Raw genomic sequence first — 24,858 nt, 5'->3', positions numbered from 1 at the left:
CGCTTCACCTCTTAGAACACTGAATTTTCTCACTTCCAGTTTACCACGCAGAACCAGTCCAGCGGCAAACGGTTTCAGCTACTTCGCCGCATCCTGGTCGTTCTGTTTTTTTCCCATCCAAGCACCCACTGCCACAATGCCGAGCATGACCGACCAGAAGATTATTGTCCACGGCAAGGAATGCGGAAAATCGTGTGGCAGTATCCCGATCTTTTCATGGGACAAGGTCAATACACCCAATTTCACGCCGACCCAGCCGACGACCACGAAGGCTGCGGTTTCGAGCTGCGGATAGCGTTCCAACAGCTGGACAAACTTATGGGCCGCAAAGCGCATGATGATGACCCCGATCAAGCCTCCCGCGATCATGACGGTAAATTGACCGCCATTGATGCCGCCGATGGTGAAATCCCCCCAAGGAGGGAGCGTTAGAGCCAACGCCACAGCCGCCAGCATCGAATCCACCGCGAACGCGATGTCTGCAACCTCAATCTTCAAGACCGTGGTCCAGAACCCTGATCGGCTGCGGGGTTTTTCAACCACCGGCCCAACCCCCGGCTGTTGCCGCTGATCGTAAATGTGCTTGGCCGCGATGAACAACAGGTACAGCGCGCCGAGTGCCTGGATCTGCCAGACATTGACGAGCAGCGTAATCGCAAAAAGCGCCAGGAACCGAAACAGGAACGCCACCGACAACCCATAAAACAAGGCTTTTTTCTGTTGTGCTTTCGGCAAGTGTTTGACCATAACCGCCATGACCACTGCATTGTCTGCCGCAAGCAATCCTTCCAGACCCACCAGCACCAACAGAATCCACGCATATTGCAGGACCATCACTTCCATTGCAGTTTCCTCCTTCTTTTCAAACAAAAAAGACCCATGCCTAAATAATTAGGCAAAGGTCTCGCTGAGCATTCGTATCTGCCATCACAACCGATGATGACGCATCATCATGTCCTGACGATTGTGAAAGAGGTTTTCCTCCAGCTACTCCCCCTTGGCTGTGGGGCAAGCATATAGGTGGTGCTTGTACAAATCTGTTGCATCTTTTGGTACCCGTCACTGTTTGTTGGCATTCAGCTCTTTAATAAGTTTATACCACCATTGTGGAGCTTATTAAACAGAAAAACGGTTGCTTGCGAAAGAAATTTGAAAAAAAGTGAAGACAGAAAGAAGGTAAATCCTGCGCAAACTGCACATTTCAGCAACACCGATCCAATTATTAGAATATGTCTGCCTTTTCCTTTACCATCAATGATAAACATACTTTAAGAGGAGGGTTATGGAATGGGTAAAGAAATGAAAAACGAAACGTCAGCAGTAAAACAGGCTGTATCAAAACATACACGACAGGACCTTGATGGATTTCAGCTAATTGATTTTGGGGAGTCCACTGGATTTTCCTGTGATGTCCAAACAGGAAGCTGCGGACCGATTGACCAAAATAAGGAGGATGAAAAATGAAGATAACGATCTGGTCAGACTTTGTATGTCCGTTCTGCTTTATTGGCGAAGCCCATCTGAACGGAGCATTGGAGAAATTTGAACATGCGGATGACGTCAGCATTGAATACAAAAGCTTTCAGCTGATGCCGGATGGAGAGTATGTATCCGGAAAGGATTATGTCGAGACTTTAGCGAATATGAAAGGCATGCCTTTAGCGCAGGTTGAAGCTATGCTTAAACAAGTGGCAAATTCGGCAACCCGCTCAGGAGTCGATATAAATTACGACATAGCGAAATTGGCTAACACTTTTGACGCACATCGGGTTTTCCAATATGCAAAAGAACAGGGAAAAGGAAATGAATTCTTCCAGCGTTCCTATGTTGCGCATTTCACAGAAGGCGAAATTTTGAGCGATACCGAAACCATCGTCCGCCTGGCAGAAGAAGTCGGTCTTGACGGCGCTGAAGTATATAAAATCGTGGAAAATCAAACGAACGCTGAAAAAGTGGAGCAGGATATTTCTGAGGCGCGTGCAGTCGGTGTGCAAGGTGTCCCTTTCTTCGTAATCGACAATAAATACGCGGTTTCCGGTGCGCAACCGGTTGAAGCATTCAGCCAAGTTTTAAATCAGGTATGGGAAGAAGAATATGCGAAAAAGTAAGCAAGTAAATAGAACGGCCAAAAAAATGCCCTTTCAGCTCATTCCGGCTGAAAGGGCATCATTTGTTTAAAATACGTAATCTGTTCCTATTAACAACCGTACTCCTCGCTCCGTTTTCATTTTATTTAGAATGGCAAAACTATTACCAAATCGATTCGGCCCATTCTGGATGATCGATAAACGGATTGCGGTTACCTTGGATGTTTTCGACTTTTTCGTTGCGCTGCTGTTCCCAAGTGCTGACAGGATCCTTCGCGTGCCATTCCTGCAATACAGAAATCTTGCCGTGGTAAGGCGTTGAACCATTATTCACAGAGTCGTTCAATTCCAAGTCCACCGCATCGCCTGGCTCATAGCGGACTGCCATGTAAAACAGCATACGGGCCACGTCGCCTTTTACGTCATCCGGTGGCTCCCAAGAAGTAGCTGTGCGCAAGCAACCATCGCAGCCGCTTACTGCTGTGCCCCCGTAATCAAAGTCCAGGTTGCCGCGCAATCCGTTCACTTGTACATCAGTCGGGCGTAAATGATGGATATCGGTACCTGCCCCCATCGCCGTTCCAAAACTGCCATGAGATTTTGCCCATGTGTGCTCACGGTTCCAGTCGCCGACATTGCCGCCGTTCAAAGATTTTGAACGCGACTCCCCGCTATACAACAAGAGGACGTTGTTCGGGTTGTTCGGGTCCTCATCCGTCATTTTCAATGCGTCCCACACTTGTGAATAGCTGAGTTGACGGTGGTTATCGATGATTTCATTAAGTTCCGCTTTTAACGCCGTCCCCTGCAAACCATTCGCTGCTTCATAATAATCATCTGTGGCAGTAGCTTCTGCGGACACGGACACTGAAAATGACTGGGTGACGCTTTGATTGCCATCGCTTGCTGTCACGCCGACGATATGAGATCCTTCCGGCAAGCTAAGTGTCAACGTCGATTCGGTTATCGTCCCTTTAGTCGATGAGAATGAAAGACTTTGTCCTTCAGGATCGGAGAAATATTCAGTCAGGTCATACTGTAAGCTATCACCTGTAATCAATTGTTCGCCAGCAAAAACCTTCGTTGTTGCGGGAGCCTTATTTTCCTTTGGCGGAACTGGTGTTTCACCATACTTATTCATCGTATGGTTCCCTAGGTGCTCAAATGTATTAATGGGATAGGCAATCCATTTAGTCGAAGGATCGAATGCATCATCCATTACACTGTCGCCAGCTTGAATATCCGGATTGCGGACCAGCGTGACATCTTTCGCATATTCAATGCGCGCGCCCACTTGGCCAATCGAATCAATAGGCGCCCCGTCTTTTTCCAGTACCAATGCATCATCTCCGTTAAAATTGATAACACTGGTATTTGGTAGATTTCCTTTGCCCTGGATTGCCAAATCTGCATCGCCATGATAAAGGACTAGCGTTTCACCGCTTGGAACAGTACCGGATAGCGCCATTTCACTTTTCACTGATGTGCTGCCATTTGCATACAACGCTACTGAATAAGGGCTCAACTCTATTGAAGCGCCTGTCCCGTTGTAAATTTCGATTGCTTTGTTCAAGCTGCTGCCCTCAATGTATTCCGAAATAAAAAGATCACTTGCTGGTGTAGCTGCTTGAACCATCATTTGTGAACCAGGCAACCACAGGCTCGCACCTAAACCTACCGATAATAGTGCCTTTGCTGATTTGTTCCATATTCTTTTGTCCATCGTATTGTCGTCCTCCTCTTTTCTGTATAATTGTTTCTGTTTGCCCGTTAGTTTTGTTTATCTGACTTTTACTAATGATTTTTTGTGAATTATTAGTATTCCATTATTTTAATTTACAATTTTTTCTATTCTCTTCTTAAACTTTATCGAACGCTTTCCTCCTCGTCAACATTATTTACGAAAACTTACATAAAATTAATAAAACGCAAAAAACCCGGCAAAATTGTTTGGGTGCCAGGCACATCATAATTTCATATGGAATCAAATTAACTGGGAAAACCAAGAGAACTCATTTAGGATAATTAACAAGCAAACAATTCAAACTAATAAGTGCTAATTGATCTTAAGAAGTGAATTTTTAAAAGCCAAGGATGGTGGTTACAATAAAAGCGAATGATTTTGATAGCGCGTTAGCAAAAATATCGCTTGTCTGCGATAAACCTTATCAATCCGTCTTCAGGAACTTCAATCAACCCATATTCACTTTGGAGAAAACCCAAGCTATTTTTTATCCAACAGTCTCTGAATCCCTGGCATCACCAGAGGGAGGTGCTCTTTATGAGTCTTAAATGGTTGGAATGGGCTAAGCGCATCCAGTCGCTTTCCCAATCAGGGCTGACTTTTTCGAAAGATGTTTTCGATTTAGAGCGATTTGAAGAATTGAGGCAAATCAGCGTGGAGATCATGGAGGAACACACAGGCGTTGAAATGCAAAAAATCAAAGATCTGTTTGCTACTGAAAAAGGCTACCAGACGCCAAAAATGGACGTGCGTGGAGCTGTCTTCCACCAAGGGAAAATTCTCATGGTGCGGGAAAACATCGACAATAAGTGGTCTTTGCCCGGAGGTTTTTGTGACGTCGGCTTGTCGCCTGCTGAAAATATTGCCAAAGAAATCCAAGAGGAATCGGGCTTCGTTGTGGTTCCGACAAAAATGCTGGCCCTATTGGATATGAACAAGCATCCCCACCCCCCTCAGCCTTTTCACTATTACAAGCTCTTTATTCAATGTGAAATCGTGGGTGGCGAAGCGACGAATGGGGTAGAAACAAAGGGCGTGGAATTCTTTCCTGAAGACGGTTTGCCCGAATTGTCCGTGAACCGAAATGTGGAATCACAGCTTCAACTGCTCTTCGAATTTGAACGAAACCCAACAAAGCCAACTGTATTTGATTAAAGAAATAATGCATAATAAATAAACACTTACCCGTTATACTCTCGAACATGACCGCCAAGTAAACTGTACAAGCTTCGAAAAAAATCTAAAGAAAAGTTCCAAGAATTAGCAAAGACTGAAATCCTTGATTAAACAAGAATTTCAGTCTTTAATAAATGGATTATGTAAAGTTAGTCATTTTTTATGCCAATATGCGGACAGTAAAAACGGAACTATTTGTAATCAACTATTGAAATCCGTTGTTTGATTTCTTTAATGGACAGGTATAAGGTGTAATTTCCATAATCGAGAATGGCATTCAAGAGCAGATTTAATTGTTCTTGAGAAGCCACTTTTATTTTTAAGTGGTAGCAGCCTTCCCCCGATACCCGGTGCGCTTCAACCACCTCTTGTCGTTCGTTGATGAAGTCGTTGAACTTCTCATGGTTGGTTGTTTTCATGTAAATGATCATGAATGCCGTATAAGAAAATCCCAGCTTCATTTCATCAATTATCAGCGAATAAGCTTTGATGACTCCGTTGTCTTCCAGTTTTTTGATGCGGTTGCCTACTGCCTGTCCTGTCATATGGATTTTTTCGCCCAAGTCTTTCCATTGAATCCGTGAGTTCTCTGACAGTAAGCGAAGGATTTGAAAATCAATATTTTTGAGTTCCATAGTCGATTCCTTTCATGGTGAAATGATATAAGGCAAAAGTAATTCATCAGCCTATCGATAATAATATAGATTCTGTATATGATGAACATGTAGGAAAAACGATGAACGGGGTGGAAAAATGAGCACAGCATTAATACTTGTCGATATTCAAAAAGACTATTTTCCAAATGGAAAGATGGAGTTGAGCAATCCTGAAAGCGCAGCTGCCAATGCGGCTAAAATTCTGGAATGGTTCAGAGAAAACCAGAAAGAAAACATTATTCATGTTCAGCATATAGCAAGTTCCCCTGCAATGGGCTTCTTTCTTCCAGAGACAGAAGGCATTGACATCCATGAAGCGGTTCAGCCGTTGGAACACGAAAGGGTTATTGTTAAACATTTCGCGAACAGCTTTCTGCAAACAGAATTGGAAAGCCAATTAAAAGAAAAAGGCATAACCAAAATCGTCGTAGCCGGAATGATGACACATATGTGCATCGACGCAACGGTCCGGGCGGCTGTCGATTTGGGCTATGAAACAACGTTGATTGAAGATGCTTGTGCAACAAAAGAGTTGGCATATCAAGATAAAGTCGTTTCAGCTGAAGAGGTTCATTATGCGTTTGTCGGTGCGCTCCAAGGGATGTATGCGGAAGTTCTCTCGACTGAAGCATTTCTGCAACAGGCAGCCACAACTTGATTACTCGGCTGCTTTTAATATAGATGGAAACTCATTTTTCTACAAGTTTCCATCTTTTCATTCCTGAGCGGCCACATTTCACGATTCATGCAAAAAGAGAGAAGATGGGCTCCAATAGCCTCTTCTCTCTTTTTGTTGTTAAACAGCGTCGATCATGTTCACTATTTTCTTCCTAAATCGAACCCGGTTTAGTTAAGGAATAAAAACACTCGTTTATTGTCATCCTTGTTAGAGGATTGACTAACAGCATTGGAATAATCGATCCATTTCACTTTTTTGCATCGAATGCTTATTTTTTCATTCAGTTCTGTTTCAATGTCATTCATTGATTGAAGCAGTTGGTCATAAGACAAATTGAAGCGTTTTGCTGCCAAATCGTAAGGGGAATGCTGCACCAAAAGCTGTCGGAATTCATCGGCTGTATTGGCCTTTTGAGCCAAACTGTCTTCTGAATCAATCACGAATTGATAGAGGCGCCTCTTTTTTTCTGAGAGTTTCGCTACTTCACTTCTCAATAAAAATTCCATTAACCGTTCGTTCACTTCCCACACCTCCTTGATCCGCTTCCCTATAGATTCAATCGCAACTCCAGGATTATCTAGGATTACCAGCTGGATTTTTTCACTCCTGGAATTTGGCCTTTATGGGCAAGTTCCCGAAAAGCGATGCGGGACAAACCAAACTTCCGCATGTAGCCCCTGGGTCTCCCTGTCAAAGCACAACGGTTTTTCAGACGGATGGCCGCAGAGTCTTTCGGCAATTTGTTTAAACCTTCGTAATCCCCTTGTTCCTTCAATTGTTTTCGCAGTTCTGCATAGTGCATGACGAGTTTGCGTTGTTTATTATTTTTTGCGACTTTAGATTTTTTAGCCATTTGGTTTCCTCCTTCATCTTACCAAAAATACACATGATGTGTAGCCGGACAGCAAACTTATTTGGTTTCCCGGTGCAACGTCACTTTCTTGAGGCGCGGGCTGTATTTCTTCATTTCAAGGCGTTCGGGGTTGGTGCGCTTGTTTTTAGTCGTTATGTAATTGCGGTCACCGGTTTCAGTGCAGTCTAATGTAATATTGACTCTCATTTTTCATTCCTCCATTCCATGAACTTCCATTTGAAAAGCGGGCAACGGATCAAAAAAGCTCATCCAATCCTGTTTCATTTCTTCTTCCGTAAGCAGACAAGCCGTCAAGGAGTCCGTAATTGCCTGTTGGTCCATCCTGATGCCGATCAAGACCAATTCCGTCATCTTCACTCCGTACTCTTCATCCCAAGACCCAGCTCTTTCAATGCTTAAGGAAGGACCTGACTGTGAAAGCAAAACAGCATCCTCGCTGCGTGTAGAAATCCATAAAAATCCTTTGGCGCGAATAGCTTCAATCGGCCATTCCCTGATCCAGTTCATCAATCGTTCTGGATGGAATGGTTGTTGGCTTCTGAAGACAAACGATGCAATTCCGTATTCCTCCGTCTCTGGGACATGTTCTTCATTCAATTCCTTAATCCACCCTGCCCCTTGGCTGGCCGATTCAAAATCAAACAACTTGGTATTCAGCACTTCGGCCAATTCGATTTCCGCATGTACGGTTTGCACAATTTTTGCTGCGGGATTGAGGGTTTTCAGGACTGCGTTCAGTTCTTCCGCTTTCTGTTCCGGAACCAAGTCTGTCTTATTTAAAATCAGCACATTGGCGAATTCGATTTGGTCAATCAGCAGATCAGCAATTTCCCGTTCATCGTCTTCTGTCGCGGCTTCTTTTCGGTCAAGCAGAGTTTCCCCTGAAGCGAAGTCCTGCCAGAACCTGTTTGCATCGACTACGGTGACCAACGTGTCCAACCTGCAGATCTCCGACAAATCGATGCCAATGGTCTCGTCCGCATACGTAAAGGTTTGGGCAACCGGCACCGGTTCACTGATTCCAGAAGATTCGATGACAATGTACTCAATGTCTCCCAGCTTCACCAGTTTCTCGACTTCCATGATCAGATCTTCCCGAAGCGTGCAGCAAATACAGCCGTTCTGCATTTCCACTAATTTTTCCTCTGTACGGGAAAACCCTCCCTGTTTCACTAATGAAGCATCAATATTCACTTCGCTCATATCATTCACGATCACAGCCACCTTCAACCCATCACGATTGTGCAGGATATGATTCAGCAAGGTAGTTTTTCCCGATCCTAAAAAACCACTCAATACAGTTATCGGTATTTTGTTTTCCATTTATCCATCCCTTTCATCATGAAATACTAAAAGTTCAAACTTCAAATAGTAACGGTTACGATTTAAATCATATCTGTTTGACATAAATAATTCAAGTATTTTTTCAAAAAAAGAAAAAAGAGGAAAAGCTACGGTGCTGTCCGCTGCTTTTCCTCTTTAAATAATGTGCAAGGCAATTCGAGATTGCCAGTATCCCTTCTTGTTGATTGCTATGCCTATATTGCAGGTTCAGTCGAATCATTCTGGCACATCGGAAATCGTAATTCGGTTTCTTCCTTCGGATTTTGAATTATACAATGCTTGATCCGCCTTCTGAAAAAGTTCAGCCATTGATCGGGTTTGTGTTGGAAAATCCGAGATTCCGATTGAAACCGTGACAGTTTTGTCGGGAATTAATGAGGTCTTTTCGATTTTTCTCCGAATCTGTTCCGCTGTTTGATAGGCTGCTAAACGATTGGTTTCCGGTAGAAGAAGGACAAACTCTTCTCCTCCATAGCGGAAACAATAATCTTCTGGCCGGATGATTTCTTGAACAACGGCTGCCAGCTCTTTTAAGGTCTCATCCCCTTTTTGATGGCCATACGAGTCATTGATGGACTTAAAGTGGTCAATGTCCAAGACAAGCAAAGAGAAAAGTCGTTCTTCGCTGGACCATTCAGTCAGCACTTCATCCAATTTTCTTCGATTGGGTAACCCGGTCAGCGTGTCGGTCAGGGCAGACTCCGTGAGCCGTTGGTTATTCGTTTCGAGTGTTTCAAAAGCAACAGCGACACTTTTCGTCAACAGATCGGCCTCACGGTTCCAATGCGGCTTTATAAGCGTTTCTTTAAGCGGCTGGGACACGGTCTTCCCTTCTGCTAATTGATCCACCAAATTGCCTAAATGAGTAAAAGGGGCAGCCAATTTTCGCGCAATAAATACCGAAAGCAACAGGAGGAATAAAGACGGCAACAACATGTTTTTGAGCATTTGCAGCAATTGTTCAATTAACGAAGCCTGCAAAAATGAATAAGGAGTTTGTTGAACGATGCCCCATCCCGGTTCGGAAACATGGCTATAAGCAGCGAGCATAGGGACTCCTTTTGTATTGGTTACGTGCTCCATGCCGCTCTTTCCTTGTGTTAATTTGCGGACAACTGGATTTTCATAAACGCTTTCTCCGATTAAGTTGCGCTCAGGGTGAAACAGCAAGGTTCCTTTTGGTCCCACCACAAAGTAGTAAGAGCCATTTTGCTCAACGGCATCATTTCCAAGCAATTGATTCAACACATTTTCTTCCTGAAGAAAGATTGAACCGCCAATCATTCCCCTGTATGTACCATCTTTCGAGTAAATAGGCTGACTCATCAACAGGATCAACCGGTTGGATAACCCGGTATAAGGGGTTGTCAGACCCGGCTCTCTTGCATTTAAGATATCTTTTGCCAATCCGGGCGCAATGGTTTCTCCTTTTATTCCAATACTGACGGGACTAATCGCTCGAATCATACCCGTTTCGTCTATCCAAGAAAGGGAATTGAAATAACCGCTACTCACCCGCAGAAGTTCTAAGCTTTCATGAATCTCTTCATCGCTCAAATTTTCATTCGCTTCCAAAAAACGAACGGTGGTTTCCAAATTGGTTCTCATGGAACCAAACAAGGATTCCACGGATTGGCTCATTTTTTCAGCTTTGGAATAATTTAAAGAAAGATAGGTATCAGTCAAAGACTCCTTGTCGGACTGATAGGACGAAATTGTAAGTATCAGTAAGGTTAGTACAACTGAAGCGGCGACAAGCGAGGTAAATAGTGTCGCTAAGTTCACTTTTCGTGAATTGAATAGTTTCTTCATTCAGGTATTCCCTCCAAGAGGTTTGTTGAAAATCACTCATCCCATTATATCGGTTTTAGCATTCCAGTAATACAAGTAAAAGTAAAATAAATGGAAATAGTTAAAATTAATGGCAATATCGGGGCAACTCCCCTTAGAGAAGCGGTCTGATTCATCAATAAAATAGAAAACAGGAGCGGAAGAAAATTCATCCGCTCCTGTTTCAATTCAGCAAATCATATACTCCCTTGAATAAACCCTATTTTTTATTCAACGCTACTTTTTGCTTGTGTCCTGTCAGTCCGAAAAAGGCCAGCATGCCAAGGACCGACGTGCCGAACAGAATCGCGCCCATCGGAACAGCCGAGGTTTCGTTGATGCCGACAAGCGGCGATACGAGAGCCCCGATAACCAACGGCAGCATGCCCACGACCGCACTGGCGCTCCCTGCCCGGTGCCCCTGACCTTTCATAGCCAAAGTGAACGAACTGGTGAAGATCATGCCGATGGCGATCATGTAAATGAAAATCGACGTAACCAGTGAAGCAAGCGGTCCTTCAATGATCGTCATAACCAGAAGCACCAAAGTTGCAGTAAATGCGACAACGACTGCTCCCTGCAAAAGCCGATGCTCGGAAACGATGCCGCCGAACTTGCCGATGATAAAGCTCCCGATGATCATCGCGATTCCGTTGATCCCAAACAGCACACTGAAAGTTTGGGGCGAAACGCCGTAAATCTCCTGATAGACAAAAGGTGTTCCGGCAACGTAAGCGAAACTGCCGCCGTGGACTAAGCCAACCACGAGGGCATAGCCGATAAACGGGCGCTCCTTAAACAGGCTGCCCATCGTCCGGATGGAATGCCCGATGGAGCTCGGCATCCGATCTTCGGGAGGCAATGTTTCCGGCAGCCGGAAGATGACCACAACCACCATGATGACACCTAGCAAGCCGAGAAAATAAAAGATGGTTTCCCAACCGGCAAACGGCAAAGCCAGAATGCCGCCGCCCGCAATTGGGGCAGCCATCGGAGCGACTGCGTTAATGACCATCAGCAGCGCAAAGAACTTCGTCAGTTCCCGTCCGGTAAAGACGTCACTGACGACAGCTCTTGAAAGAACCACACCGCCTGATGCGGTGAACCCTTGAATAAATCGTGCAGCAATCAGCATTTCGATGTTCGGCGCCACTGCGCAAAGCACTGACGACAGCGCAAACAAGATCACCGAGATGATCAAGGGTTTGCGCCTGCCGACCGCATCACTGAATGGGCCGACGACAATTTGTCCAGCGGCGAGCCCGATCAGACAAGCCGTCAAGCTAAGCTGGACAAGCGAGACATGGGCGTCCAGTTCATTTGCGATGGCCGGAAAAGCGGGGAGGTACATATCGATATTCAGCGGCGCCAGAATGCCCAGCATACTGAGGATCAAGGCAAGTCCGAGCCGCTTTTTTCCTGTGGGGTTTTGCAACATATTCAGATAACACCTTTCGCTTCTAGTTAAATCCTTATTAACTATACAATATTCAGGCCGCAGGTGTAACAGGTGCTGCAAAACAATAGCTTTAATTGCTCATTTTTTTCCGCCATTTTAAGATAAAGATTCGTCATAAACTGAAAAGACCTATTGTTTTTTAAAAGTAGGCATTTCAACTGCCAATAGTGCATCTTCTTCAATACTGGCGAAATACAGCATGCCACGCGACTCCGCCACTCCGGTCACGGCTTGATAATCCACTGACGAACTCTGCAGGTCGAGCAGGCAGTTTCCCTGTTCATCAAAAAGCATGGCCCAAGCTGTTTTTGCGGCTTTTGGCTGCAGACTTTCAGGGACTCGCCACAGAAGCTTGCGCAACAACGCAGGCGCAGTGCCCAAACGGTCCAAAACAGCATTGCGGTTCGTCATCATAGCCACCCAGAACATGCCGTTCCCGATACGGGAGACATTATCCGGAAAGCCCGGCAAATTAGCGGCCAGGATTTCCCGTTTTCCGGTAAGCGCTCCACGTATCCATAGCCGGTTGAGCCGGTAGCCGTCCGTTTCCGCAAAGATCACTGCTTGTTCGTCAGTAGTCAGCGTGATGCCATTGGCGAAATGCAAGCCTTCGAGAACGATTTCCACGCATCCATCAGGATCCCGCCTGAATAGCCGTCCCGACGGCCGGTGTTCCATCAAGGCGCCCCTATACTGCTCGAAGTCATAGCGGTTGCTGGATTCCGTGAACCAAATCGTGCCATCCTTTTCGGCTGTGGCGTTGGAACAAAAACGGAGTGGGAACCCGTTAACATATTGGACCAACGTTTCAATCTCACCCGTCTCCATATTCAGCCGGAGCAGTCCCTTGTGTGCGTCACATATCAGCAAACGCCCATCCGCCAGCAGTTCAAGACCTAAGGGACGGCCGCCGGTATCGCCAATGGTTTCTTCAAGATGCCGTTCCGGATCGATACGCAAAATGCGCCCATCTTCTACACCGCAAAGGATACGGCCTTGTTCGTCAATGACGACATCTTCCGGACCAAAGCCGCTGAGCGGAATGCGCCAGGCCAGCGGAAAAGGCGTCCGACTGGATTTTTTTGCAGCACGCGGCGTAGCCGGAGGCAGTTTCCGGCGCACAGGCTCAAGAGCTGGTTTTGGTTCGGGTTTGATTTGCGGAAGCGTCGCCCTGCCTGCTTTGGCAAATACATAGGATCCGGCAACCGGGTAAGCATGTATCGCTGCACAATGTTTTTCTTGTTCACTTTGAGTTGCCCTAAAAACAGGCGACTCGAGTGCCTCTATGAACATTGAGGCATCAGCCGCACCAAGAACCAGCACCGCTTCGTAGTTCTGTCGTTCTTTCTGGGAAGATTCAAATAATTGGAAACGGATTTCCGAAAACTCGGGCACTGCGTTAAGTGAAGATGCCAGGCACTTAGTAATAAATGACTGAAAATCCTTCAGCCGGACGGATGGTTTTCGTCGGATCAGCATAATTTGCCGGTACCCTGACGGTAACTGGCGGGTGGGATTCCGCAGCGTTCGGTTGTTTTTCAAAGTGGCTTGAAAATAAATCGTTTCAGCAAATATCTTTTCTCCATACAGTTCGGTCAGTTGCCGGTGCTGTTTAGCTGCAGCAGCTTTTAATACATACTCTTCCATCCCGTCAATTCGGTGCAGAGAGCTGATTGCTGTATCGACTCCAGCCAGCTTTGGCCAAAGACCCGAATGATTTGGATCAAAATGGTGCTGCCGGTATTCAAGCACTCCGCTAACTCGTGAAGCTTTTTGCGCATACGCACCACGCCAGTCATCGATCCCTTGTTTAACTGGAACATCTTCGCGTAAATAAACCAATGCCGAGACCGCTTCAATTTTTCGAATGATCCTCACTTCCGTTCTATTGCATGCGGACATCCGCATGAATGAATAGCGATTGATGTTAGTTTGTTTGCTGCCTAATTTTGTACCAAATTTCCACTTGCTCGTCATCAACGTATGTGCGAATCTTTTTCAACAGAATGTCGAGGTCTTCCAAATGTTCAAAAAAACGTGTCCCTTCCCCCAGCAGTACAGGGGCGAAACAGATCTGCAGCTCATCAGCCAAATTGGCCTGCAGCAGCTGTTGGCAGACATTCGCTCCAAACACCAGTACATCTTTGCCACTTGCAGCTGTCTTTGCCTGGCTGATGGCCGATTCGATGCCATCGGTCACAAAAGTGAAAGTCAATTGGCCGTTTTCTTTCGGATGCTTTTCCGGCGGCTGGTGGGTCAATATAAACAAGGGCACTTGAAACTCATAGTGGTCAGCGTAGCCATCCGGATCACTGGCCATGTCGAAACTATTGCGCCCCATAACGACAGCACCCGGAAATTCATAATGCGGCTGGTAGGTTTCGTAAAGCTTGTCTATCTTGCCATGGCGGTCGTTAATAAACCCATCAAGCGAAACAATCATGCCGAAATATACTTTTCCCATGTTCCTTCCACCTCTTTTTCTTGTCGGCAATAACTTAAGTCCTCTATTCGCCGCTGGATGACCCACTCCCTCTTTATTTTTTAAGGAAAAGCAGAACATTTTTGCGTTTTCTCTGTTGTATTTTTTGGTTTTCGTTTTAGTTCTTGATGGCGGTTTTTGATTTTCAAATAAATCCTTAAGTAGTTAATTACATTTATAATAAAAAACACCTTATTGCCATTTTCCTAAATTGGCACGTTTTTGGATATACTTAAAATAGAAAAACACCTGAATAAATGGAGCTCCAAAATAACGGAATGCTTCATTTATTCAGGTGCATTTTTCTGTGATGCCTGCTTATTTAATTGATATCTCCCAAATCAACGGCTGCTTAAGATCTCTCGGTCAAAGCTTTTATCAGCTCATCCATACGCAATGCAATATAGATTAACGCCATTGCTGCGATGGCTTGCCAGATTCCCCCAAAAAAGAAACCCATAATAGCGCCAAACCCTATATATATTGCTAATTTTTTGTCCATTTCTATCCCCCCTTTTTGATATAAATAATGATGACTTTCTATTTATAAACAACTTCAAATCGTTCGCAAACAAGCAAAAGATTTTCTGCATAACTTAAACTGTGTACTTCCAACTCTTGGCTGAAAAACTGATTATGAGCGGTCCACCAATAATCGTAATCTCCTTCGCCTTCTGCCAGCGCAAATTCTTCCGGCACTTCGTTCATCGGAACCAAAAAGACGTCCGTGATACGGATAACAGCAACAGGCATTTCTTTTGAATTCAGAACGATATTGTACTGGCCAACGTGAGGTATTGCCTCGCCTTCCAATTCATACAACACATGAGCTGAACAAGTAGCCGTTTTCTTGCCATCCATAACCAATTCCGCTAACCAGTCTGCATCCGCTCCAAATTGAAAAGCTTCCACTTCCACTGGCAATGTTGGATCTTGACTTTTTCGAAATTCATCCCAATAATTAATGATTTGTTTATTCAATTCGAAAACCTCTCTTTGTACACAATATTTTTATTCATTATTATTCATTTTAGTGATGGACAAATAGCCTTTAAGGGCGACCTTACTCCATGAGCACATATTAAATCAAGAGCGCCCATTAGTAGGAACTGATTCCTCAGTCATTTAGGAAGTGTCTTTAGTCATGAGCCGCTTCTTTTTGATTTGATTAAATATCTAACAAGCTGTTATCAGAGCTTCGATGGTAGCTTTTTATGTGACATAACCATACCTTTCCTAATATTACTTATTTTTTATCTGATTGAGCCGTTCGGTGATCCGGACCAATTGGTTAAGAATCAAAATCAGAAACGTAATAATGACAACCGCGAATGCATAGAGAATAACTTCATCGCTATCACTGACCGTAAAAATCAAGACCGCCAAAACCAGATAAAAACCGATAATGGACAGTAAAACCATAATCAATAAGCGAATGATCGATTTCATGTAACAGACCTCCTTACTGTACCAGTTACTCAAAGAACAAAAGATTCTTTCTTCCACTATATCCATTTTTTTCTTAACACGCCATTTAATTTCCAGCTTGATAAGGTATAATGGCAATAATCAAACATTTCACCAAATTCTAATCCCCCAGAGTTTTGTATGGCCAGAAAGGAAAACTCAAGATGACTAATTGTCCAATTTAACGAGCCCCTTCTTGTAGACAGTATTTACAAAATGAACTGTTGGGGGATATCCATCATGAAACTGAATAGAAACTTTAACTACTTATTAACCGGGCAATCTGTAGCCAATATCGGTGACGTGCTTTACATCGTCAGTATCATTTACCTGATTTTTGAGTTGACCGGTTCAGCCACTGCAGCCGCTGCCGTACCATTTGCCATCACAGGTTCGATGTTCATTTCGAATCTTTTGACGCCTTTATTGATGCAGCGCTTCAATTTAAAGTGGCTGCTTGCTGGTTCGCAGATCGGAAAAACGGGCCTGTTGATTGCACTAGCATTGGGTTTGCCGTTTCTTTCACTGAGCAATTACCCGTGGCTGTTTTTACTGATCAGTCTGGTGGCCATACTGGACGGCTGTGCAAATCCCGTCACACGTTCCCTTATTCGGATCTATGTCGAAAGAGAACAGCTTTTAAAAGCCAACGGGCTCACCGAAACGCTTACTCAGCTGATCCAGACGGCCATGTGGTTTGTCGGCAGCTCGCTATTGATTTGGCTGACGGCAACTGAATTGGTTTGGATCACAGCCGGATTGTTCTTCTTGTCCAGCCTGCTGCTAATCAGTCTGCAGGCCGTTGAATTCACACCGGCGGTACAGCATGGAAAGTGGCAGCAAATCAGCAATGGCTGGAAGACGGTATCGGCCTCTCCGGTGCTGAAACGCATTGCCTTGATGGATATACTGGAAACCATTGCCGGCGCTGTCTGGATTGCAGCGATCCTCTATGTATTTGTCAGCGAGGCACTGGGCGCAGAAGAACAATGGTGGGGCTTCATCAACGGCTCTTTCTTCCTTGGTTTGATTGCTGGCAGCCTTTTCTGTCTGCGTTTTTCTGATTGCATTGCGAAGAATCTCAGCCGATTCATCTTTGGCGGTGCCATCTTCAGCAGCCTGGCGACCTTTTTATTTGGGTGGAACGATATCGCGTTGCTGGCGTTGCTCTTTTCTTTTGTGGTCGGTATTTTCAGCCAGCTCAAGAACATCCCGCAACAGAACGTCATCCAGACAAGTGTTCAACCAGAACGGCTGCCGACAGTATTTACAACGCTCGGAGCCATCGGTACCGGTACATTCGGAGTTGCCTCTCTGTTGATGGGGATACTTGCTGATTTATTCGGCATCCGTGCCGTCTTTATGTTGTCTGGACTGTTGCTGGCTGCAGTTGCCTGGATTGCTTTCGAAGGCAGAAACTATTTATCGAATCTGGCGCAGGAATAAGCGCAAAAAGGAGGTTACCGGGAATTCCCGGTAACCTCCTTCTTTAGTCACAAAGCATTTTTAGTTAAAACTGTTGATTGGAAGTGAATAAATGATTGATTACCGAATCGTCCCACTGGATACCTATACTGAAAAAATAGGCGAACTTGTTTCTATGCTCGAGCATACAAGAGCCATCACATTAAATGAAATTTCTCAGCTGAGCCAAATGGAATTGGATTACCGGGCCGATGAAAATTCAAACACCATAGCATCGCTTTTACGGCATATGGCATCAATTGAATTTGTGCATCAGGTCATCTCCAATGAAAAGAGGGATTTGACCAGATCTGAATACAAAATTTGGCACGTTCCTTTAGCACTTGGATCTGAGGCAAGCGAACAAATAAAAAATCGACCACTTGAATTCTATTTAGCGGAATTGCAGCAAATCAGAAAGGATACTTTAGCATTGCTGAAATCCAAGCAAGACAGCTGGTTATCAGAGGAAAACCAATGGGAAAACGGGATCTCCTATAATAATCACTATCTCTGGTTTCATCTCATGGAAGATGAAATCAGCCATCGGGGACAAATCAGAATGCTGATGCGGCAAATGAAAAACAGAAACACCGGTTAATGATCAAGCCGATCATTGAACTTCCGGCCTTTTTATCGCTGACTAAAACATGAATACAGTAGACAAATGAAATCAGCCCCCATAGAATTCTAATAAATAAATCGAGATATCTAGTTATCGCATAGCTCGTGCAGGGTTTAAGTTATTTTAATTCTTTCTCAAGAAGGAACAATAGTTTTTTCTGCGCTTTTTCGCTGCGAATGATGTTCTGTGCACGTCTGGAGCTTTGTAAATGGTATCTGATCCGTTTATTCGGGAAAAATAAATTGCGGTATCTTTCGTTCGTGTAAATCTTATTGAACCAATCCGATTCAAGCAATTTTTCAATATTTCGATCGATTTTTTTCGTATTCAAGGCATTACTCGAACCAACGCCACTAACCAATTCACTTAATAAAGTAAACATTTACTGCTCCCATCTAAATCTGTTTTTGACGAAATGTCAACCGTTTCAATCTTTCATTATCAGTAAAGTCTTCAGTCGTAGACCTTGTGTTTACGCTGCTTTTTATCACAATTTCAGGATTTTGAGTTTCATGTTATTCTTTTCTGATGGTCACAGATTCCCCTTCTGCCAATAATAAAGATTGAGGATGATTAAATTCCGCCACTGTCAATAATGTTTCTTTGTGAATTCGCATGTCCACTTTATTCGAATTCAGCAATTGGGCCACCTGAACTGTGCATTTCTCATAGCGATTCAGGTGATTCATGATGTATTGATGCATTTCTCTCAATTGCCATGGCTTTGTTATACCGTTGTAAACTTCTCTTTGCACAGGAAAACGAAAACCTTGAATCATCTCTGGTGGTGCCTCCGTAATTTCCAGTGAACCGTTTCCTGGAGATAAAACTTGATCGGACGCTAAATAAAAATATTGAGTCATCTTGTCCCTCCTTTTTTCCTTACTCTTATATCTACTTGTTTATTCTATTTAACCATAGCTATGTTAAAGACGTTCTGAGAACGAAAAAACGTCCGCAAATTGCTTTTCAGCAGTTGCGGACGTTTTTGGTTCATTCATTCAACCCGATTAATTCACTTTTTTCGGTCCGTTCCAGTACATTTCACGCAAGCGGAACTTCTGCAGCTTGCCTGTTGCAGTCTTCGGCAGCGCCTCGACGAACTCGATGGATTTCGGTGCTTTGAAATGCGCCATATTGTCACGCGTATAAGCGATGATTCCCTGTTCGGTGACGTTCGCTCCTGCCTGCAAGACGATGATGGCTTTCGGCACTTCTCCCCACTTCTCGTCCGGAACTGCGATGACAGCTACTTCCAAGACATCCGGATGCTTATAAAGCACGCCTTCGATTTCCGTCGAAGAGATATTTTCTCCTCCAGAAATGATCATGTCCTTGATGCGGTCCTGAATTTCAATATAACCGTCGGGATAGGTTACAGCCAAGTCCCCTGTATAGAACCAGCCCTCTTTGATTGCTTCCGCGGTTTTCTCCGGATCTTTGTAATAGCCGCTCATCACGACGTTGCCGCGAGTGATGATTTCACCCAGTTCCTTGCCATTCCATTCGACTTCTTTGCCGTCTTCCTGGTTGACGACTTTGGTTTCGCCGTTGAATGCCAGCTCTATTCCCTGGCGCGCTTTGATGGTCGCTTGTTCTTCTGGCGTTTTGTCATCAAATTCCTTTTTCCATTCGTTGTAAAGGATGAACGGCGACGTTTCCGTCAAACCGTACACATGCATCATATTCAAGCCCAAAAGTTCCTGCGCTTTGCCGATCAATGCAGCAGCTGGCGGTGCACCGGCTGTTGCCATCCGTGGATTAGTCGTGATATTGATGGTTTTCGCTTTTGGTTCGTTGACCAGCATGTTGACGACGGTCGGCGCTCCGCACAACACAGAAATCTTATGCGTTTCAAACAGTTCCAAAATCAGCGGTGGATCGACTTTCCGCAGACAGACATGGGTTCCGCCGGCAGCGGTGATTGCCCAGACGCCGCCCCAGCCATTGGCATGGAACATCGGCAAGGTGTGCAGGTAGACGTCATCGTGCTCCACCTTCAAGTGATACAGGAAGTTCGCGGCGTTCAGGTAATTGCTGCGATGCGTCAGCATGACCCCCTTCGGATTGGATGTCGTCCCGCTCGTGTAATTCAACGTCAGCATCTGGTTTTCGTCGATCCTCACTTCCGGAAGCAAGAAATCACGATCCACTTCAATAAAGTCTTCATACGTTACGCCATTGATCTTCGACTCGTGGTCATCCACTTCCACCACGACGTATTTCTCAATCGGCAGCTTGTCCTGAATCTCCTCAATCAACTTGCCGAATTCGGCATCAACGATCAAAGTCTTCGCATCGCTATGGTTGATGATGTATTCCAGGTCTTTGGCGGTCAACCGGTAATTGAGCGGCACCATGACCGCTCCCATTTGGCAGATGCCGTAAAAGCATTCCAGCATATAATGGGTATTCGGCAGCATAACAGCGACATGGTCGCCTTGCTGGACGCCTGATTGATGCAAAGCAAAAGCCAGACGGTCAGTCCGGTCTCCGAATTCCTTGTATGTAAACGTTTCCTCTTCATCGATGATGGCCACTTTCTCCGGATAATACTTAATGGCTCTGCGTTTCCAATCAAGCGGTGTTAATGGTGCAATCATATCTCCCAAACCCCTTCCGTTCCATCTATGGTAAAGCTTGTCTATTTTAGTATAGGAATGCAGGTCCTGCCTGTCAAACGAACTTTCCGAATCTTTAAACAACCAATAAAAAAACAGACGAAGATTTTTCTTCGCCTGTCTACTTTCGATCAATTTACTTTTTTGCCGCCGCCCCAGTACATTTCACGCAATTGGAACTTCTGCAGTTTGCCCGTCGCCGTTTTCGGCAAAGCTTCTACAAAATCAACGGATTTCGGCACTTTGAAGCGCGACATATTTTCGCGGGTATAGTCCAGGATCTCTTTTTCGGTCACTTCCGCCCCTTCATAAAGGACGATGATGGCTTTTGGCACTTCTCCCCATTTTTCGTCCGGAACCGCTATGACGGCAACTTCGGCAATGGCCGGATGCTTGTAGAGAACGCCTTCGATTTCAGTAGATGAAATATTTTCGCCTCCTGAAATGATCATATCCTTAATCCGGTCCTGGATTTCGATAAAGCCATCCGGATGAGTAACTGCCAAGTCGCCTGTATAGAACCAGCCGTCACGGATGGCTTCTGCTGTTTTCTCCGGATCTTTGTAATAACCGGCCATCACGACGTTGCCGCGAGTGACGATTTCCCCCAGTTCTTTGCCGTTCCATGCAACTTCTTCGCCGTCTTCCTGGTTAACAACTTTGGTTTCGCCGTTGAATGCCAGTTCGATTCCTTGGCGCGCTTTGATGGAAGCCTGTTGTTCGGGATCGAGGTCATTGAATTCATTTTTCCATTCGCAATAAAGAATGAATGGCGACGTTTCCGTCAACCCATACACATGCATCATGTTCAAGCTGAGGATGCTTTGTGCTTTGGCGATCAATGCTGCAGCAGGAGGCGCTCCCGCTGTTCCCATACGGATTTTTTGCTTGAGTTCGATTTCTTTCGCTTTCGGGTCATTGACCAGCATATTGACGACTGTTGGTGCTCCACAAAGTGAGGTGATGCCATGATTTTCGAAAAGGTCGAGGATCAATGGCGGATCGACCTTGCGCAAGCAGACATGGGTACCGCCCGCAGCAGTAATCGCCCAGACGCCGCCCCAGCCGTTTGTATGGAACATCGGCAAGGTATGCAAATAAACATCATCGTATTTGATCTCCAAGTGATGCAGGAAGTTTGCCGCATTCATGTAATTCGTGCGGTGGGTCTGCATAACCCCTTTCGGATTGGATGTCGTGCCGCTTGTGTAGTTAAGGGACAGCATCTGATTTTCATCCAATTCTACCGTCGGAACTTTGGCATCTTCCGGCACTTCACCGATAAAGTCTTCGTAATCGATGCCTTTGATCGCTGATTTACAGCCTTCTACCGGAACGACGATGTACTTTTCGATCGGCAGTTCGTCTTGGATTTCTTCGATCAATTTGCCGAATTCCGCATCGACAATCAACATTTTGGCATCGCTATGCTTTAAAATGTACGCCAAATCTTTTGTCGACAGGCGGTAATTGAGCGGGACGATGACTGCTCCCAGCGGCGGGATGCCATAAAAGCATTCCAGCATCGCATGGTTATTCGGCAGCATGACCGCCACATGTTCTTTTTCTTTGATGCCAGCATTATGTAAGGCGATGGAAAGCCGGTCCACCCGGTTTCCGAATTCTTTGTATGTAAATTTCTTGTCTCCATCGATGACCGCAATTTTCTCCGGGTAGTATTTGACTGCACGGCGTTTCCAATCGAGTGGTGTTAAAGTTGCCAGCATAAGTAGATCCCCTTTCGTCTGTAAATTGCTTCACTGTTATATATCAAGTATAGGTAGTGCCCTTAACTGTGTCAATACAGTTTTCGGAATCGCTCGACAATTCGGACGACCAAAGAAAAAACCAGAAGCTCCGTTTATCGGGCTTCCGGTTTGGAAATTCATTATGGCCATTTTAACAATTGTTTTCAGGAAGACCTTCAAGCACCAGTCCGCCGTCTTTGAAATCAAGCGACACTTCTTCCACCATCAGGCTGACGCGTTCGTCAAGCGCTACTTGGATGCCGTTGATTTGCTTGATGACGTCGCCTTGTTCCGGCGCGTCCATCGACAAGCCGAATTGCGGCCCGCAACAGCCTTGCCCCGCGAAATAAAAACGGATGCCTTGTGCTGCATTTTCTTTCATGGATTCCAACAGCATGTCTTTTGCCGGTTGTGTGATGTTCATTAAAAAATCCCCTTTTCTGTTGTGATGAGTCTCTTCATTTTATCATAGCCGATGCTGTCCTGTGCCTGCCATGGGATCAGCGCGGTGCGCGCAGCAAGCTCACGGCTGACTTTTTGGATCCATGGCCATTCACTTTGGGCTTTGGCTTGCAGAAGTGCTTCCGCAGTTCCTGTGCCTGCCAGGCTTTGGTTGATGACCCAGTTTTTCGCAACGATTCCTGCACGCTCTAAGTCTTTCTGCAGGCGAGCCGCTTCAAAAACAGGAGTCGCTTCCGGCAAGGTAACGAGCAGAACATCGGTTTCTTCCGGATTGCGCAGGCGCGGCAACAGGTTTTGGACGCTTTGCGGAACTTCTCCGGTCGAGCGTGCCAATTCCTTGTGGTAGGTCTGTGCCGCATCCAGCAGCAATAAGGTATGCCCCGTTGGCGCCGTATCGATGATGACGATTTCGTTGTCCGCTTTAGCGACCACTTCCGCAAACGCACGGAACACCGCAATTTCTTCGGTGCACGGTGAACGCAGATCTTCTTCCAAATAAGCGCGTGCTTCCTCGTCAAGCGGACCTGCGGCTGCCAAAACTTGAGCTTTGTAGGCTTCGACTTCAAGCTCCGGATCGATGCGGGAAACCGTCAACCGATCACCGCCGGTTCCTTCAAAACGGTCCGCCAAATGCGCCGCAGGATCAGTTGTCGTCAAGTGCACAGGATGGCCTTTTTCAGCCAGACCGACCGCAAGCAGCGATGCAACCGTTGTCTTGCCGACGCCGCCTTTGCCCATCGTCAAAATGACACGTGTATTGTTAACTGAATAATGGTCGACTAAATCCTTCAACTGTTCCAGTCCAGCTGGCAGTTGCTCCCCAATTTCCAGTGGCGCGGTACGCCAATCCGGTTGAGTGAACAAACGCCGCAAGTTCGTGATGCCGGTCAATGGGAATGCCACGAACGGCAGTCTGTGTGCCGGCAAGTTCTTCAAAGCTTGAGGCATTTGCAGCAAAGCCTGGTGATGCTGAAGGGCAAACGCCTGTGACACCGGGTCTTCGTTTTGTTTTGGAGAATAGATGCCGTTCATAATCAGCAGCTGATTCTCGATGCCGATGGATTGAAGTTCCTGGGACGCACGGGCAGCTTCCTTGAACGAAGCCGTGTCCGGACGCGCCACCAGGATCAATGCAGTCTGGCTCGGATCGGACAATGCATCCATAGTACTGGCGTACAGTTCCTTTTTGGCATCGAGCCCAGCGAGCGGCCCAAGGCAAGACGCCCCGTGTCTGGACTCATCCAAAAATCCGCTCCAGGCAGTCGGCAGCTTCAAGAGCCGCAAGGTATGGCCGGTCGGTGCTGTATCAAAAAGAATATGATCGTAATCGTCCAGGACGCGTTTGTCGGCCAAGAGTTTGGTGAATTCGTCGAATGCCGCGATTTCTACTGTGCAGGCACCGGACAATTGCTCTTCCATCCCTTTGATGACCGCTTCCGGCAATTTTCCCCGGTATGGCCCCACCACTGAATCCCGGTAGGCCCGTGCCGCTTCTTCCGGATCGAGGTTGCAGGCGAACAAGTTCTGGATCCCTTCTATCGCCTGTGGTTCGTTGGTCAGTTCCACATTAAAAACGTCCTGCAGGTTGGAAGCCGGGTCCGTACTTACCAAAAGCACCCGTTTGCCGGAATCCGCTAAAGCGACAGCAGTAGCAGACGCAGTGGAAGTCTTGCCGACTCCGCCTTTGCCGGTGAAAAACAAAAATGGTGTTCCGCTGATATCAGCCGGTTTAAAGATATCGCCGGTCATTTTGCACCGGATGATGCAATTTTGACGTTCAGTGGAATCCCAGGTTGTTTAACCGGCTGCAATTCCGTTTCCTCCACTTTGAACCAGGCAGCGAATTCCTGGGCAGTCGGGTATTCTCCGGTTTTAGCCACTTCCCCATCAACGAGTGTGATCGGCAATGATTCAACACCTTGGTCGAACAATAGCGCATTGACCGTTTTATTTTCCACAAAAGCAGCAGGGTCAGTCCCTAAATTAAACCGCTTGATGTCGAAGCCTTTTTTCTCCAACGAAAAAACAGCGGCTGCCACTGCAGTCAGTCTCGGGTCTACTACCGGACCGCAAACACCGGTATCACAGCACATAGCTGGATCGTATATCGTCACTTTAGTCATCAGACATTCTCCTTTAA

General features: G+C 45.8%; 27 protein-coding genes and 1 pseudogene. 6 read left to right on the top strand and 22 right to left on the bottom strand.

Annotated features, from left to right (window positions below; all coding sequences use genetic code 11):
- Positions 1 to 78: 78 nt before the first annotated feature.
- Positions 79 to 843, bottom strand: coding sequence for a TerC family protein (locus IRE19_RS08150; protein WP_203339961.1), 765 nt, complete (start codon positions 841 to 843; stop codon positions 79 to 81).
- 444 nt (positions 844 to 1,287) lie between these two features.
- Between IRE19_RS08150 and IRE19_RS08145 the strand changes: the two genes are divergently transcribed.
- Positions 1,288 to 1,464 (top strand): hypothetical protein, encoded by a 177-nt coding sequence (locus tag IRE19_RS08145; RefSeq protein ID WP_203339960.1) that lies wholly within the window; start codon positions 1,288 to 1,290, stop codon positions 1,462 to 1,464.
- Complete coding sequence (locus tag IRE19_RS08140; protein WP_203339959.1) at positions 1,461 to 2,108, top strand: DsbA family oxidoreductase; 648 nt, start codon at positions 1,461 to 1,463, stop codon at positions 2,106 to 2,108. Before IRE19_RS08145 ends, IRE19_RS08140 begins: the two co-directional genes overlap by 4 nt.
- Positions 2,109 to 2,250: 142 nt before the next feature.
- Here IRE19_RS08140 and IRE19_RS08135 read toward each other — a convergent pair whose 3' ends face one another.
- Complete coding sequence (locus IRE19_RS08135; protein ID WP_349291266.1) at positions 2,251 to 3,054, bottom strand: endonuclease I family protein; 804 nt, start codon at positions 3,052 to 3,054, stop codon at positions 2,251 to 2,253.
- Positions 3,055 to 3,390: 336 nt separating this feature from the next.
- Positions 3,391 to 3,723: pseudogene (locus tag IRE19_RS18415) on the bottom strand (lamin tail domain-containing protein); the annotation flags it as partial.
- A 645-nt stretch (positions 3,724 to 4,368) separates the two neighbouring features.
- Here IRE19_RS18415 and IRE19_RS08125 point away from each other — a divergent pair.
- Positions 4,369 to 4,986 carry an NUDIX hydrolase gene (locus IRE19_RS08125; protein WP_203339958.1) on the top strand — a complete coding sequence of 206 codons (618 nt, stop codon included), beginning with the start codon at positions 4,369 to 4,371 and terminating at the stop codon, positions 4,984 to 4,986.
- A gap of 212 nt (positions 4,987 to 5,198) precedes the next feature.
- Here IRE19_RS08125 and IRE19_RS08120 read toward each other — a convergent pair whose 3' ends face one another.
- Positions 5,199 to 5,642, bottom strand: coding sequence for an Lrp/AsnC family transcriptional regulator (locus IRE19_RS08120; protein ID WP_203339957.1), 444 nt, complete (start codon positions 5,640 to 5,642; stop codon positions 5,199 to 5,201).
- Between the two features lie 118 nt (positions 5,643 to 5,760).
- On the opposite strand from IRE19_RS08120, the gene IRE19_RS08115 reads away from it, so the two are divergent.
- The gene (locus IRE19_RS08115; protein WP_203339956.1) at positions 5,761 to 6,321 is read left to right on the top strand and encodes a cysteine hydrolase family protein; all 561 of its coding nucleotides are present in this window, start codon (positions 5,761 to 5,763) and stop codon (positions 6,319 to 6,321) included.
- A gap of 188 nt (positions 6,322 to 6,509) precedes the next feature.
- Here the strand turns inward: IRE19_RS08115 and IRE19_RS08110 are convergent, their stop codons facing one another.
- From IRE19_RS08110 to IRE19_RS08060, 11 genes are all read right to left on the bottom strand, one after another.
- Complete coding sequence (locus tag IRE19_RS08110; protein WP_191715704.1) at positions 6,510 to 6,863, bottom strand: hypothetical protein; 354 nt, start codon at positions 6,861 to 6,863, stop codon at positions 6,510 to 6,512.
- Between the two features lie 62 nt (positions 6,864 to 6,925).
- Positions 6,926 to 7,195: a 30S ribosomal protein S14 gene (gene rpsN, locus IRE19_RS08105; RefSeq protein WP_203339955.1), complete on the bottom strand. Its 270-nt coding sequence runs from the start codon at positions 7,193 to 7,195 to the stop codon at positions 6,926 to 6,928.
- Positions 7,196 to 7,252: 57 nt separating this feature from the next.
- The gene (rpmG, locus tag IRE19_RS08100) at positions 7,253 to 7,402 is read right to left on the bottom strand and encodes a 50S ribosomal protein L33 (RefSeq protein ID WP_203339954.1); all 150 of its coding nucleotides are present in this window, start codon (positions 7,400 to 7,402) and stop codon (positions 7,253 to 7,255) included.
- Between the two features lie 3 nt (positions 7,403 to 7,405).
- Positions 7,406 to 8,539 carry a GTP-binding protein gene (locus tag IRE19_RS08095; RefSeq protein ID WP_203339953.1) on the bottom strand — a complete coding sequence of 378 codons (1,134 nt, stop codon included), beginning with the start codon at positions 8,537 to 8,539 and terminating at the stop codon, positions 7,406 to 7,408.
- 237 nt (positions 8,540 to 8,776) lie between these two features.
- Complete coding sequence (locus IRE19_RS08090; protein ID WP_203339952.1) at positions 8,777 to 10,372, bottom strand: sensor domain-containing diguanylate cyclase; 1,596 nt, start codon at positions 10,370 to 10,372, stop codon at positions 8,777 to 8,779.
- 238 nt (positions 10,373 to 10,610) lie between these two features.
- On the bottom strand, positions 10,611 to 11,828 hold the full coding sequence (locus tag IRE19_RS08085) for a Bcr/CflA family efflux MFS transporter (protein ID WP_203339951.1): 1,218 nt from the start codon (positions 11,826 to 11,828) through the stop codon (positions 10,611 to 10,613).
- 150 nt (positions 11,829 to 11,978) lie between these two features.
- Entirely contained in the window at positions 11,979 to 13,826 is a 1,848-nt protein-coding gene (locus IRE19_RS08080; RefSeq protein ID WP_203339950.1) for an SMP-30/gluconolactonase/LRE family protein, read from the bottom strand.
- Positions 13,777 to 14,313 carry a dihydrofolate reductase family protein gene (locus IRE19_RS08075; protein WP_203339949.1) on the bottom strand — a complete coding sequence of 179 codons (537 nt, stop codon included), beginning with the start codon at positions 14,311 to 14,313 and terminating at the stop codon, positions 13,777 to 13,779. Before IRE19_RS08075 ends, IRE19_RS08080 begins: the two co-directional genes overlap by 50 nt.
- Before the next feature lie 370 nt (positions 14,314 to 14,683).
- The gene (locus tag IRE19_RS08070) at positions 14,684 to 14,833 is read right to left on the bottom strand and encodes a hypothetical protein (protein WP_191715712.1); all 150 of its coding nucleotides are present in this window, start codon (positions 14,831 to 14,833) and stop codon (positions 14,684 to 14,686) included.
- A gap of 38 nt (positions 14,834 to 14,871) precedes the next feature.
- Positions 14,872 to 15,312: an ASCH domain-containing protein gene (locus tag IRE19_RS08065; protein ID WP_203339948.1), complete on the bottom strand. Its 441-nt coding sequence runs from the start codon at positions 15,310 to 15,312 to the stop codon at positions 14,872 to 14,874.
- 261 nt (positions 15,313 to 15,573) lie between these two features.
- Positions 15,574 to 15,780, bottom strand: a complete 207-nt coding sequence (locus tag IRE19_RS08060; RefSeq protein ID WP_191715714.1) for a hypothetical protein — start codon at positions 15,778 to 15,780, stop codon at positions 15,574 to 15,576.
- A gap of 258 nt (positions 15,781 to 16,038) precedes the next feature.
- On the opposite strand from IRE19_RS08060, the gene IRE19_RS08055 reads away from it, so the two are divergent.
- Positions 16,039 to 17,244 carry an MFS transporter gene (locus IRE19_RS08055; RefSeq protein ID WP_203339947.1) on the top strand — a complete coding sequence of 402 codons (1,206 nt, stop codon included), beginning with the start codon at positions 16,039 to 16,041 and terminating at the stop codon, positions 17,242 to 17,244.
- Positions 17,245 to 17,335: 91 nt separating this feature from the next.
- A complete protein-coding gene (locus IRE19_RS08050; RefSeq protein WP_203339946.1) occupies positions 17,336 to 17,863 on the top strand; it encodes a DinB family protein in 528 nt (175 codons plus the stop codon).
- A 142-nt stretch (positions 17,864 to 18,005) separates the two neighbouring features.
- Here IRE19_RS08050 and IRE19_RS08045 read toward each other — a convergent pair whose 3' ends face one another.
- The 7 genes from IRE19_RS08045 to arsD form a co-directional block, all read right to left on the bottom strand.
- A complete protein-coding gene (locus IRE19_RS08045) occupies positions 18,006 to 18,269 on the bottom strand; it encodes a hypothetical protein (protein WP_203339945.1) in 264 nt (87 codons plus the stop codon).
- Positions 18,270 to 18,402: 133 nt separating this feature from the next.
- Entirely contained in the window at positions 18,403 to 18,750 is a 348-nt protein-coding gene (locus IRE19_RS08040; RefSeq protein WP_203339944.1) for a hypothetical protein, read from the bottom strand.
- Positions 18,751 to 18,897: 147 nt separating this feature from the next.
- The gene (locus IRE19_RS08035) at positions 18,898 to 20,490 is read right to left on the bottom strand and encodes a long-chain-fatty-acid--CoA ligase (protein WP_203339943.1); all 1,593 of its coding nucleotides are present in this window, start codon (positions 20,488 to 20,490) and stop codon (positions 18,898 to 18,900) included.
- A gap of 149 nt (positions 20,491 to 20,639) precedes the next feature.
- Positions 20,640 to 22,235 carry a long-chain-fatty-acid--CoA ligase gene (locus IRE19_RS08030; protein WP_203339942.1) on the bottom strand — a complete coding sequence of 532 codons (1,596 nt, stop codon included), beginning with the start codon at positions 22,233 to 22,235 and terminating at the stop codon, positions 20,640 to 20,642.
- A 172-nt stretch (positions 22,236 to 22,407) separates the two neighbouring features.
- Entirely contained in the window at positions 22,408 to 22,680 is a 273-nt protein-coding gene (locus IRE19_RS08025; RefSeq protein ID WP_203339941.1) for an iron-sulfur cluster assembly accessory protein, read from the bottom strand.
- Positions 22,680 to 24,467, bottom strand: coding sequence for an arsenical pump-driving ATPase (gene arsA / locus IRE19_RS08020; protein ID WP_203339940.1), 1,788 nt, complete (start codon positions 24,465 to 24,467; stop codon positions 22,680 to 22,682). Before arsA ends, IRE19_RS08025 begins: the two co-directional genes overlap by 1 nt.
- On the bottom strand, positions 24,464 to 24,841 hold the full coding sequence (gene arsD / locus IRE19_RS08015) for an arsenite efflux transporter metallochaperone ArsD (RefSeq protein ID WP_203339939.1): 378 nt from the start codon (positions 24,839 to 24,841) through the stop codon (positions 24,464 to 24,466). The genes arsA and arsD overlap by 4 nt, the downstream gene beginning before the upstream one ends.
- Between the last annotated feature and the right edge of the window lie 17 nt (positions 24,842 to 24,858).

The organism is Planococcus beijingensis, assembly GCF_016820615.1.
Lineage (GTDB): Bacteria > Bacillota > Bacilli > Bacillales_A > Planococcaceae > Planococcus > Planococcus notacanthi.
This window is presented reverse-complemented; position numbering and strand designations above follow the sequence as displayed.